Consider the following 14,081-nt stretch of genomic DNA (forward strand, 5'->3'; position numbering starts at 1 on the left):
ATCGTATGAGTGGAATCCATTTAGAACATATCAGCCAGCATTTCGGCGAGCAGATTGCTCTTAACGATGTCAGTCTTACGGTGAATGAGGGGGAGTTTTTCTCCCTTCTTGGTCCTAGCGGCTGCGGGAAATCAACGTTATTAAACATCATTGGAGGTTTTTTAGAGCCAACAAAAGGTGTCGTCTATATTGGTGATCAGGATGTGACGAATTTACCACCTTATCAAAGAAAAACCGGTATGGTTTTTCAAAGCTATGCACTCTTTCCGCATCTGACCGTCTTTGATAATGTGGCGTATGGGTTAAAGGTTCAAAAGAAAAAGAAGGCAGAAATCAAAGAGAAGGTAATGGAGAGCTTGTCTCTTGTGCAATTAGAAGCGTTTGCGAAACGTATGCCGCATCAATTAAGTGGTGGACAGCAGCAGCGGGTAGCGATTGCAAGAGCGCTTGCGATTCAGCCATCTGTTCTTCTTCTTGATGAGCCGCTCAGCAACCTAGATGCAAAACTAAGAAAAAACATGCAGACAGAGCTTAGAAATATTCAAAGGAATGTCGGAATTACCACCATTCTCGTGACCCATGATCAAGAGGAAGCACTGAGTCTTTCCGATCGGGTTGGGATTTTAGGAGAGGGGAAAATCCAGCAGATCGGGACGCCTTTAGAGGTGTACCGACAGCCAAACAATCGATTTGTTGCTGAATTTATCGGACAAGTGAACCTATTTGAGGCAGTCTATGATGAAGCAAGTGCTGCATTTATCGTTCCTCATTTAATCCAGTCAAACGGGCAGGAAGTTCAGTTAAAGGCAGCGGCACACCAAGAGAAGAAGGGAAATCAGTTGCTCATGCTCCGTCCAGAAAGAATCAGCATATCTTCTGAGCGGGGAGACGTTCAGTCCAACCATGTATCAGGCGTGCTGACAGATGTCAGTTATATTGGTCACTCATTACGTTTGGTGGTGGGACTCGATAGCGGTGAAATGATTGTTCATGCTACTGATGCGGCATTTCCAGAGCTGCCGAAAGCTGGAGAAGCTATTCATATCAATTGGCAGCCTGAAGATATCGTTTTCCTAGATTCGAAGGTGCATACGTGATGCGTATCAAGAAAAAGAATCAGCGATTTCATTGGTTCATGCTGCTGCCAGCGTGTTTGTTTCTTGTTGTATTTCTTCTAGTGCCTCTTGTGATGATGTTCGTCCTCAGTTTTCGTGACGTGGATTCAATGATGAACACATTACAAACGTATAGCTTTTCTCAATATATTCATGTGTTTACGACAGATGCGTATGTGAAGGCGATTGGAAGTACAGTGTGGGTAGCCTTGCAGACAACAGTGATTTGTTTAGTGATGGCATACCCAGCAGCATACGTGCTCGTCAAGGCACCTCATCCACGTCTGCGGGCATTTTTCTATATCTTACTTGTTTCGCCGCTTTTGACAAGCGTTGTAATTCGGACGTTTGCGTGGATTGTCCTTCTTTCACAAAATGGTCTGATCAATGGCATGTTATTAGATTTACATGTGATTGAGAAGCCGCTCTCTATGCTGTGGAATATGAATGCGGTGATTATTGCTTATGTTCAGGTCATGCTGCCTTTTGCAGTGCTGCCTATCGCGACGAGCTTAACCGATATGGATCGTCATTTACGACCGGCTTCTATGAGTCTAGGAGCTGGACGAATTCGAACCTTCTTTCATGTGACTTTTCCACTAACCATTCCAGGGATGGTGACTGGGGCTATTATTGTCTTTTCGCTGGCAGCTGGGAGCTATATCACTCCGCTCTTAGTCGGCGGAAGAATGCAGCCGCTGCTGCCGCTGTCTATTTATCAGCAAGTCATGCAGGTGTATAACTTGCCTCTTGCTGCAGCGATGTCCTTTACGTTATTGGTTTGTGTGCTTGTCGTTGTCAGTTTATTAAGCTATCTATTGAAGCGTTGGGAGGCGAGGATGCATGCGTAAAAAATCATTTGGTGATCGCTTGCTTTCAATCCTGATTTGGACTGCTGGGTCATTGGTTTATCTCTTTTTGACCATACCTGTTCTTGTCATCGTCTTATCTGCTTTTAGTCCAAATGCTTTCCCTGAATTTCCGCCGACTTCGTTCTCTGTTCGTTGGTTTCAAGAGGTCGTGTCGAATCCAGAATGGATGGAGTCTCTGCGTATCAGTGTGATTTTGCTATTCATCGTAACGCCTCTCACGGTTCTTTTAGGCACGATGGCTTCGTATGCTTTAGCAAGGCTTTCCTTTAAGGGAAAGGAGGCGATTCAAGCCTTCATTTTGTCACCTCTTATGATCCCTCAAGTAGTGTTAGGGATTGCCATGCTCTATTTGTTTACGGCTATGGGGTTTACAGGATCTTTGTGGGCGCTTGTCATAGGTCACGTCATCATTGGCTTTCCCTATGTGGTTCGAACAGTAGGCGTCAGTGTCTCGAATTTGGACCCGCGGCTTGAGTTAGCTTCAATGAATCTTGGCGCAGGACCTATTCGCACATTCTTTCGAGTGACGCTGCCTTTGATAAAGCCAGGAATTATTGCAGGCGGGGTATTTTCAGCCGTGACGTCATTTGGGGAAATATCGATCAGTTTGTTCGTTTCCTCTCCCCAAACGATTACGATTCCCGTCAGGACGTTTAATTACATTGAGCAAACCTTTGATCCGAGTGTCAATGCGATATCTGTCATATTTATTATCATTTCTATCATTGCGTTGCTCATTATTGAAAAAACAATTGGCCTGTCTAAGGTGATGTAAATATAATGAAGAAACAAGGGAGCTGTCATTTGAAATGGCAGCTCTTTTTGTGTTGTTTTTACGGTAAATATTTTCAATTTTTTAGAGAATATAGTTCTTAAGATTTAAGAAATTGTGAAGGATGGAAGGAGACCTCTATCCTACATTTTCGGTCATATTTGCAAAATTTAAGGAAAAACATGAAATTTTTGCGGTATTTAGTCGATTATTTTCGGTTGAACGCAACTATTATTAGTTATTTTCGGTAAATATCGTAAATTATTATGTGATTCATTCGGTATAACGCATGAATCTTTACACCCATTTTTCGGTGAAAAAAACAATAATTTCATATAAAGTGGACGTAAATAGAAAATATTTAAAAAGAAAAGAAGAAAAAGGCAAATCTATGGAAACGTAGAGACGCAAAGCCATGTCCTAAGGTAAAAGTTGTTTTTTACTATGGTCGGCAGGTTACCGAATCAAAATGGGAGTCCCTCCGTTTTATTCGGGGTGGGCTTCTTTCCGTATTCTGTCTATTTTAATGAAATAGACTTGGTTCTTTTGATATAGAGGGTGCAGGGTTGTCACATTGGTGGAGAAAACACAGAAGAGGCGGAGGATGAAAATGAATACAGTTTATTACCCCTTAACACATGCGCAAAAGCGAGTATTCTACACGGAAAGATTTTATCCAGGTACAAGTATTTCTAATTTGGGTGGATTCGCCAGATTGAGATCGGTATCAGGTTTAGATCCATCTTTGGTCGTTGACGTGCTTCAAGCGTACATTCGCCAAACTGACTCCCTTCGGCTGAGGCTAGTGTATCAACATGAGCAGGAGGAGCCTGTTCAATATATCAAGCCTTATGAAGAACAGCCGATTCGCATGGAGAAGGGCTGGAGTGAAGAAGAAGTGAGGGCTTGGGCGAATGAGCAAATCCGTGAGCCGATGCCGTTGATTGACAGCCCCTTGATTGAATTTACAGTCTTTCAAATCAGTGATGAAGAGTGCTGGCTGTTTTGTAAAGCACATCATATTGTGGCGGATGGTATCTCCATTATCTTAATGGGAAATCGCATCATCGACTTATACCAGGACATGCTGCACGGGGTAGATATCTCACCGGTTGAGGAGATTTCCTTCGTTGACCATATCATGAGTGAGCAAAGCTATGAAACTTCTAAACGGTTTCAAAAAGACCAAGCTTTTTGGAATGAGCAATTTGCCAATATTCCAGATTTCGCTTCTTTAAAACCGCATAAGGGATACGAGATGAGTTTACATGCGGAGCGATTTTCAGGGGATATTCCAGATTCTTTGAAGGAGAAACTTCGTGCGTTTTGTGAAGAGCAGAAAGTCAGTATGCTCTCGATGTTTATGTCTACTGTTTATATGTATTTGCATCGTTTTAGCGGTATGGAGGATGTTGTCCTTGGAACCTTTATGGGCAACCGAACAAATGCCAAAGAAAAAAAGATGATTGGTATGTTTGTTTCCACCATTCCGATGCGTGCATCTGTTCAGGGGTCGCAATCATTTCTGGATTTCGTCAAACAGGTCATGGCGGATCAAATGAAGATCTTGCGTCACCAAAAGTACCCTTACAATCTTCTCATGAATGATTTGAGAGAAAGAGAAGGGTTTACAGGACGCCTTTTTGATATTTCTTTAGAATACCAGGTCATGCAGTGGCAGAAAAAAGAGAATCTGTCTTTTATTACTGAACCGATCTTTAGCGGGAGCGGAATGAATGATATTTCCATTCATGTAAAGGACCGCTGGGATACAGATACATTGACCATTGATTTGGACTACCGTACAGATATATTCACCGAAGAAGAAATCAGTCAGATGTTTGATCGATTCTTAATCATACTAGAAGCGGCGGTCTCCCAGCCTGATCAGCTAATCGGGAAACTTCCTTTACTTCCACAAGATGAACAAAAGGAACTGCTGCAATTATCTCAGAGAAAACCGTTTCAAAAACCAGCTGAAAAGCCAGTTCATCATTTGTTTGATGAGGCAGCCACTAAGTATGCAGAGCGGACAGCGGTTGTAGCAGAAAATGGAGCATTGACTTATGGAGAGCTGTATCAAAAGGCAGAAAGGCTGGCGCGTTTTTTACAAATGAAAGGTGTCTCGCGTGATGTGCCTGTTGCTGTCCTAATGGATCGAAAGGCAGAGGCTATGGTGGCGATCTTCGGCATATTAAAGGCTGGCGGGGCGTATGTACCGATTGATCCGGCATTACCTGAGGAGCGCATTCAATATATTGTGGAGGATTCTGGTGCTTCCATTGTGTTAACAGAGGAAACGTTCGTTGCAACATACCGTGCCCTCTCGGAAAAAATGGTCGTGCAGCAGCAAATCGAATTAGATGATGAACTGCTGCCTCAGCTTGTAGATCAGTCGGTACCAGAGGATTTGGCTTATATGATTTATACATCGGGGACGACTGGAAAACCGAAGGGCGTCATGATTGAGCATCTTCAGCTGCATCATTTGGTTCATGCCTTGCATCATGAGATTTATGAGGAGGCGAGTGAGCTTCAAATGGCGCTTCTTGCACCATTCCATTTTGATGCATCGGTGAAACAAATTTTTGCTGCGATATTATTTGGGCATACACTTCATATTATTCCGCGAGAAACAACGAGAAATGGTGTTCAATTAGCGGCTTATTATAGAAAACATCAAATTGAAGCAGCAGACGGAACCCCGGCCCATGTACAGCTTTTACTTGCAGCGGAATTAGACGGTCTGTCATTGAGACATATGTTAGTTGGGGGAGAGGCATTGCCTGCGAAAGCAGCATACTCGCTTATTGAAGCGGTTCGTATGAGTGAGCCTGCTTTTACTTTGTGGAATGTGTATGGTCCGACTGAGACGTGTGTCGATGCGGCGGTTCATCGCCTAGAACTAAGTGAACTTCGCGAATCATCTGAACAGCAGCGTTATGTGTCAATCGGAAAGCCGCTCGGTCATCACCGTCTTTATATTTTAAATGACCATGATCAATTACAGGTACAGGGGGCTGCTGGAGAACTGTGTATTGCAGGGATAGGTGTTGGGCGAGGCTATGTGAATCAGCCAGAATTAACGGAGAAAGTATTTACGGCAGATCCATTTTCTCCAGGTGAGCGGATGTATCGAACAGGGGATTTAGTCAGATGGCTTCCAGATGGCACAATTGATTATCTTGGCAGAATGGATGATCAAGTGAAAATAAGGGGTTACCGCATAGAAACAGGCGAAATTGAAGCAGTGATGGAGCAGATAGATGGAGTGGATCAAGCTGTTGTACTAGTAGTTGATGAAGCGGACGGGGAAAAGGTGTTAAGTGCTTACTATCAAGCCCGTCATGAAGATGTGTCAGTTAACATGCTGCAAGCCGCTATCAAACATCAGCTGCCAGCTTACATGATGCCGCTCTATTTCAAAGAGCTTGATGCATTTCCACTCACAGTTAGTGGCAAAGTTGATCGTCGTGCACTTGCTGCCTTAAAAGGTGATAAAGCCGTTCAAGCTGTTTATGCTGCGCCTAGAAACGATCTCGAAACGAAGCTTGTGCGTTTGTGGGAAGAAATTCTTGGTCAAGAGAAGATTGGTATATTTGATTCCTTCTTCGAACGTGGGGGGCATTCGCTGAAAGCAATGACTGTACTCACACATGTGCAGCGAGATTTTCATGTAGAGGTGCCTCTATCCATTTTATTTGAACAGCAGACCATTGCGGCTTTGGCTGACTACATTGAGCAAGCGGAAACATCTTCTGAAACGGTGATACCTAAAGCGCCTGCTTTAGACCATTACCCATTGTCACCTCCACAGCAGCGCGTTTATATGGTGAGTCAATTGGAGCAAAGTACTGCATATCATATGCCAGCTGTTGTGAGGTTAAAAGGAACGCTACAGCAAGAGAGGCTGACTGAAGCCTTTGAAAAACTCATCACACGTCATGATATGCTGCGTACGTCTTTTCATACGTTGAAAGGCGTTCCTCGTCAGCGGGTAGCTCCATCCGTACCTTTTCAAATAGAGCAGCTAACAGGCGGTACGATGGAAGAAAATATGCAGAAATTTGTCAGACCCTTTGACCTTGAGTGTGCACCACTTCTTCGCATTGGCTTGAAGTCATTAGATGATCAGGAGCACTTGCTCTTTTTCGATATGCATCACCTGATTTCAGATGGTCTTTCGATTGATTTGATGCTGCGTGAGCTATCAGATGCTTACGAAGGATCCGTCAAAGTCCCATTGAAGCTTCAATATCAGGACTATGCTGTTTGGCAAGAACAACAAAATTTTCAAAAAGAAGAGGCATTCTGGCTGCAGGAATTCTCGGGTGATCTTCCTGCTTTACAGCTGCTGACCGATTATCAGCGCCCATCGATTCAGTCGTTTGCAGGGGATCGTGTGATCAATGAAATCAATGAAACATTAAAGAGGCAATTACAGGAGCTAGCGGCAAAACACCATACGACACTGTATACGGTTCTGCTTTCTGCTTACTATACATTGCTTGCGAAGTACACGGGGCAAAAGAAATTCGTGGTAGGAACACCGGCGGCGGGGCGAGTGCATGCAGACTTGGATGACATGATTGGCATGTTTGTCCAGACACTTGCATTGCGGTCAGAGGTTGATCCAAATAAAACCATGTCGCAGTTGATCGAGCAAGTGAAGGAAAAGACGATGCATGCATTTGAGCATCAGCAATATCCATTTGAACGATTGCTTGAAAAACTGAATATGCCAAGAGACTTTAGCCGTCATCCATTATTCGATACCGTTTTTACACTCATGCCAGATCATGGATCAGCCCAGCATATTGGAGAAATGCAAGTTGAAATCGAAGAAACCAATTTCCATATTGCAAAGTTTGATTTAACGCTGCAAGCAATGGAGTCAGATCAAGGTTTATCCTTTGTCCTCGATTACAGTACGGCGCTATTTAAACGAAGTACAGCCGAGCAGATGCTGCATCATTATATGTATTTGCTGGAGCAGATGGTCCAAGCGCCGGAGGAAGCGATCCGATCTTATCGATTACTTTCTGAACAAGAAGCAGAAGCTCAACTGAATCTGTGGAATCCTTTACCATCACCTTATCCGGCCGAAGAAACCATTGTGACGCAGTTTGAAGCACAGGTGGAGGCGCACGGTCATAAGCCTGCACTCCAGTGTGAAGGCGTGATTCTTTCTTACCAAGAACTAAATGACCGTGTGAATCAGCTGGCTCATTATTTGAGTGAACATGGGTTTGAAAGAGGGATGAAAGCAGCCTTATTCTTTGAACGATCTCATGAGATGGTACTCTCTGTTCTAGCTGTACTTAAGGCTGGCGGCGTCTATGTACCAATTGATCCTGATTTTCCTGATGAGCGCGTGAAGCACTTTTTAACAGACAGCGGTGCGCAATTCTTATTGACACATCAAGTGCTGCGCCATCGCTCGGTGCTCGCTTCTTTTGAGGGAACCATCATCGAAACAGAAGATCAGGCAATTGATCAGCAATCAGACAGCCCTATAGATGTTGGTATTTTACCAGAGGATTTGGCGAATTTGACCTATACATCCGGTACAACTGGAAAACCTAAAGGAAATATGGTGACACACCGGAACATTTTGAGGACAGTGAAGCAATCAAATTATCTTGCCATTCATCATGATGACACGGTGATGAGTCTGTCAAACTATGTATTTGATGCTTTTATGTTCGATGTCTTTGGTGCTTTATTAAACGGTGCGAAACTGATTGTTCTGCCAAAGGATCATATCTTAAACATGAATGAGCTTTCTGGAGCGATTGAGAAGGAGAAAGTCAGTATTTTAATGATCACGACAGCTCTTTTTCACTTACTTATCGATATGAAAAAAGACAGCTTGAAGAACGTCAGAAAAGTTTTGTTTGGCGGAGAACGTGCTTCTGTGCCTCATGTCATGACTGCACTTGAAACGGTAGGGGCAGGCAAGCTTGTTCATATGTATGGTCCTTCTGAAAGCACGATATTCACTACGTATTATCCTGTGAATCACATTGAGAAACAGGCGGTGTCTATCCCAATCGGAAAGCCAGTGAGTCAAACGGCTGTTTATATTGTAGATGAATTTGGACAGCTGCAGCCGTCAGGTGTAGCGGGAGAGCTATGTGTCGCTGGGGATGGACTGGTCAAAGGATATTATGGACAGCCAGAACTCACAAGTGAAAAATTCGTAGAAAACCCTTTCCGCCCTGGTGAGGTCATGTATAAAACGGGTGATCTTGCACGCTGGCTGTCAAATGGAGAGATTGAATTCATTGGACGAATCGATCATCAAGTAAAGATTCGAGGTCAGCGTATTGAACTTGGAGAAATTGAGCATCAGCTGCTTTGCCATCCGCAATTGAAGGAAGCTGTCGTCATTGCAGCCCCAAATGACACATTATGTGCATATTTTACAGCCGAAGGGTCCGTCTCATTAACTGATTTGCGGGAGCAGGCAGGGCGTGAACTGCCTGTGTATATGATGCCGTCATTCTTCATGCAATTAGACGAGCTGCCGCTGACGAATAACGGCAAGGTAGATAGGCGTGCGCTGCCAGTGCCTGACTTAAGTGAGCAAGGGGTAAATGAGTACATCCCACCTCAAACAGAAACAGAGCGTCTTGTAGCGCGCATTTGGGAGGAAGTTCTTGAAGCGCCGCGAATCGGCAGGCACGATCATTTCTTTGAATGCGGTGGTCATTCACTGCGCGGCATGAAAATGCTGAACAAGCTGTATGAAGAGATGCATGTGGAGCTCACTTTGAAGTCTTTATTTGAATCTCCAACATTAGAGACGTTTGCCTTTGCGGTTGATCAAGCGGATCAAACGGAGATCAAGCGGGTGGAGGTTGCAGAAGAAGCGGCCTATTATCCAGTGACATCAGCTCAGAAAAGGCTGTTTGTATTGGAGAAAATGACCGATGCGCAGCAAAGCTATCATATGCCGGCTGCTTTAAAGCTTGAAGGTGCTTTTGATGAAAAACGATTTAAAAAAGCGATTGAACAGCTTGTCCATCGTCATGAAGCATTTAGAACGAGCTTTGATTTTGTTCAGAATGAACCTGTTCAACGGATTGAATCAAACATCTCCGTAGACATTGAGACAATCGAAGGGAACGGACGAGACATACAGGAATTGATGAATGACTTTATCCGTCCATTTGATATAGAAAAGGCGCCTCTACTCAGAGTAGGTCTAGTTTCTGGTTCCGTAAATATCCATTATTTACTGATTGATATGCACCATATCATTTCAGATGGTGCATCTGTGGGCATTTTAATTGAGGAGCTTTCAGCCTTGTATCGAGGAGACAAACTAGAGGAATTACCTGTTCAATATAAGGATTATGCGGTTTGGTCAAAAAGCGAGGCGTTTGCTGCACAAATAGAAGCTGAAGAGGCGTTTTGGCTGAAGCAATTAGAAGGAGAACTGCCTGTACTGGCACTGCCAGAAGATCTGCCAAGACCAAAAGTGCAAACATTCGAAGGAGACCGCGTCTCATTTACAATCAATGGGCCGCTTAAAGCGAAATTGGATGAGCTGGTCAGAGCGCTCAACAGTACGACGTATACAGTGCTGCTCACGTGCTACAGCACCCTTTTAAGCAAGCTGTCAAGACAAGAAGATATCATCATCGGTTCACCGATTGTAGGTAGAACTCATCCGGATATTCAATCTGTCATTGGTATGTTTGTGAACACGCTGGCACTTAGAACAAAGCCAGCAGGACATCTGACAGCGGCAGAATTTGCGTCAAATGTTCATCAGCTTGTGTTAGAGGCAAATGAGCATCAGTTGTACCCATTTGAAGAATTGGTAGACCATGTGCAAACGGTTCGAGATACTAGCCGTCATCCAATCTTTGATGTGGTGTTCTCGATGGAAAATGCAGATATCCGTGATTTAACGATGGACGGACTTCATATTGTTCCGCAGCCATTCGAAGAGAATATCGCCAAATTTGATTTGACCTTAACTGGAAAAGAATCAGCTGATCACATTGAGCTTGTGTTCGATTTTAATTCTTCTACTTTTCAAAAGTCGTCGATCGAAAAGTGGAAGGTGTTTTTCCTTCATTTATTGGAACAAATGGTATCAGCGCCAGATCAATCGCTGGATCAAATGCAGCTATTATCACCGAATCAGCAGCAAAAACTGCTCAGTGAATGGTCGGGTCCTGTACTAAATGTACCGTCAGATCAAACCATTCATAAACTGATCGAGGCTAAAGCATTTGAAGCACCGCACCAAAAAGCGGCAACCTTCTGCGGAACGAGCTGGACGTATGAAGAGCTGAACAATCGGGCAAATACAGTCGCTTCAAAACTCATCTCAAACGGCATAAAACGAGGAGACCGCGTCGGTATTCTGACCCGCCCATCGCTTGATATGACGGCAGCTGTCCTTGGCGTTCTCAAGGCAGGTGCGGCATTCGTTCCAGTTGATGCGGATTATCCGGATCAGCGTATTGCCTATATGCTGGAAGACTGCGGGGCAGAGGTTCTTCTGATGCAAAAAGGGCTGGCTGCACCATCTTCATTCACAGGTCATGTTCTATTGATAGAAGATGCGGTAGAAGGCGAAGCACAAGACATTCATGTTCATGTCAAACCAACTGATCTCGCCTATATGATTTACACGTCTGGAACGACAGGACAGCCGAAGGGTGTCATGGTTGAGCACCAGTCCCTTGTGAATCTGGCGTTCTGGCACAATGATGCTTTCCAAGTGACCAATGCGGATCGAACCGCTAAATATGCCGGCTTTGGCTTTGATGCCTCCATTTGGGAAATGTTCCCGACATGGATCGCCGGCGCAGAGCTGCACATCATTGATGAAGCGATTCGTCTCGATATGATCAAGCTCAATGCGTATTTCAATGACGAAAATATCACCATTGCATTCCTGCCGACCCAGCTATGCGAGCAGTTTATGTCGATGGACAATCATTCCTTGCGTTACTTACTAACAGGCGGAGACAAGCTAAAACAGGTAAAGCCTGTTCCATATCAACTCGTGAATAACTATGGCCCAACTGAAAACACAGTCGTGGCAACCAGCGGGATCATCAACCCAGATCAAGGCACGCTTCCAATTGGAACAGCGATTGCCAATACCCGTTTTTACATTATGGGTTCGTTATATGACCTCTCGCCGCCAGGCGTACCGGGTGAGCTTATGATTGCGGGGAAAGGACTGGCAAGAGGGTACTGGAATCTTCCAGAGGAAACAGAGAAAAGCTTTGTCCCAGATCCATTTTATTCGGGTGAGCGTATGTACCTGACAGGCGATTTAGTGAAATGGACAGAGGATGGCGAGCTGATCTATCTCGGCAGAAAAGACCATCAGGTCAACATTCGCGGCTTCCGGATTGAGCTGTCAGAAATTGAAGCGCAACTTCTTGCACTTTCGGAAGTCAAAGAAGCAGTTGTGACAACGGTCAAAGATGCCAGCGATCAAGACGCGCTTGCCGCATATGTCATCACAGATGAAGAAACGACTGACCTAAAGGAAAGTCTAAAACGAACGTTGCCAGACTATATGGTCCCTTCATGGATCATCAAGCTAGACCACCTGCCGATGACGGCAAATGGCAAAGTCGATCTAAAGGCATTGCCAGCACCAGATATGGAAGCGAACCAAACGGCATACGAAGCGCCAAGAGATGAAGTGGAAACACTTCTATGCGGTATTTGGGAAGACGTGCTTGGCGTCAGCCAAGTCGGCATTCACGATCACTTCTTCTTCCTTGGAGGAGATTCAATTAAAGGCATCCAAATGGCAAGCAGACTCACACAAGCAGGCTGGAAGCTTGATATGAAGCTATTATTCCAGTATCCAACCATTGCCGAGCTGCGCCCATATATCGAAGAAGCTGATCAACTGACAGCCGACCAATCACCTGTCGAAGGGGAAGTCATTTTCACACCGATTCAGCGCTGGTTCTTTGAACGGAACTTTACGAATCAGCACCATTGGAACCAATCGGTTATGCTCCAAGCGCCAAATGGCTTGGATGAAACCATCGTTCAGCAAGTGTTGGAGCAGCTCATGATCCATCACGATGCGCTGCGAATGGTGTATCCGCTTGAAGAAGGACGCGTGATCCAGCGTCATCGAAAAATCGAAGAAAACTTGGTAACTGTTGATGTAATGGAAGTACGAGGGGAACTGTCGCAGCAAATCCAGCAGGTAGAAAAGCTGGCAAATGAAGTGCAAGCGAGTATATCGCTAGCGGAAGGACCTTTAGTAAAGCCAACCATTTTCCGAACGGATCAAGGGGATCATTTACTGCTCGCTGTACATCATCTTGTCATCGATGGTGTGTCATGGCGTATTTTCCTTGAAGATTTTATGGCTCTTTATGAACAGTCGAAGCGCGGGGAAATCCTGACACTTCCTGAAAAAACACACTCTTTCCAAGAATATGCCCAGAAGCTGACGGAATACGCGATGTCAGATGAGTTGCTGTCGGAAAGTGCTTATTGGAAAAAGGTACTTGCGCATTCCGTTACACCAATTCAAAAGGATCATGTGACAGAGGATCAGAGGATGCTTCATACACAGACCATTCGTTTTACATTGTCTGAGGAGGAAACACGCAGTCTGCTGACAGATGTACATGAAGCATATCAAACAGACATCAATGATATTTTACTGACAGCACTCGGATTGTCTATGAAAGAGTGGACAGGAGAAGACAGACACTTTATTCATCTTGAAGGACACGGAAGAGAGAACATCCTCCCTGCGATCAATGTATCACGGACGATTGGCTGGTTTACAAGTATGTATCCTGTGTTACTGGATATGTCGCATGCAGACGATCTTTCTTATCAGATTAAGCATTTGAAAGAGGAGCTCAGGCACATTCCGAACAAGGGAATCGGCTACGGCATATTAAAATATTTAACCCCTGACAAGATGAAGGAAGATATCTCATTCGATCTCGCGCCAGATATCAGCTTCAACTATCTTGGTCAGTTTGATGAACAGATCAGCGGTGAGTTAAGCCGCTCAACATGGCATCCAGGACAATCGCTGAGTCCTGAATCAGAGAAACCTCATGCACTTGATATTGTTGGTTTCGTCGAACAAGCTATGCTCCATGTGACGATTTCTTATCATCATCTTGAATTTGAAGAACGTACGATGGAACAATTCAAGGACCTTCTTGAAAAGAATGTGAAGGCGCTGATCTCACATTGTGTATCACAGGAAGAAACCCAGATGACCCCTAGTGATGTAGGGGATGAAGATCTCACGATGGACGAACTTGAAAAGCTAATGGATATATTTTAAGCAAA

At 44.4% G+C, this 14,081-nt stretch carries 4 protein-coding genes and 1 riboswitch; all 4 genes read left to right on the forward strand.

Translation table 11 applies throughout. The annotated features are described in order from the left end of the window. Positions 1-5 precede the first annotated feature (5 nt). The 4 genes from SB660_RS06195 to SB660_RS06210 all read left to right on the forward strand — a co-directional run bounded on the left by SB660_RS06195 (position 6) and on the right by SB660_RS06210 (position 14,076). Positions 6-1,097 carry an ABC transporter ATP-binding protein gene (locus tag SB660_RS06195; RefSeq protein WP_058015292.1) on the forward strand — a complete coding sequence of 364 codons (1,092 nt, stop codon included), beginning with the start codon at positions 6-8 and terminating at the stop codon, positions 1,095-1,097. Beyond that, positions 1,097-1,966 carry an ABC transporter permease gene (locus SB660_RS06200; RefSeq protein ID WP_058015293.1) on the forward strand — a complete coding sequence of 290 codons (870 nt, stop codon included), beginning with the start codon at positions 1,097-1,099 and terminating at the stop codon, positions 1,964-1,966. The genes SB660_RS06195 and SB660_RS06200 overlap by 1 nt, the downstream gene beginning before the upstream one ends. Beyond that, complete coding sequence (locus SB660_RS06205; RefSeq protein ID WP_065098779.1) at positions 1,959-2,762, forward strand: ABC transporter permease; 804 nt, start codon at positions 1,959-1,961, stop codon at positions 2,760-2,762. The genes SB660_RS06200 and SB660_RS06205 overlap by 8 nt, the downstream gene beginning before the upstream one ends. A gap of 369 nt (positions 2,763-3,131) precedes the next feature. Further along, positions 3,132-3,223, forward strand: a riboswitch (cyclic di-GMP riboswitch). 146 nt (positions 3,224-3,369) lie between these two features. Beyond that, positions 3,370-14,076 (forward strand): non-ribosomal peptide synthetase, encoded by a 10,707-nt coding sequence (locus SB660_RS06210; RefSeq protein WP_410581791.1) that lies wholly within the window; start codon positions 3,370-3,372, stop codon positions 14,074-14,076. The last annotated feature ends 5 nt before the right edge of the window (positions 14,077-14,081 follow it).

Origin of the sequence: Bacillus sp. SIMBA_005 (genome assembly GCF_046535585.1) — a bacterium.
GTDB classification, from domain to species: domain Bacteria; phylum Bacillota; class Bacilli; order Bacillales; family Bacillaceae; genus Bacillus; species Bacillus pumilus.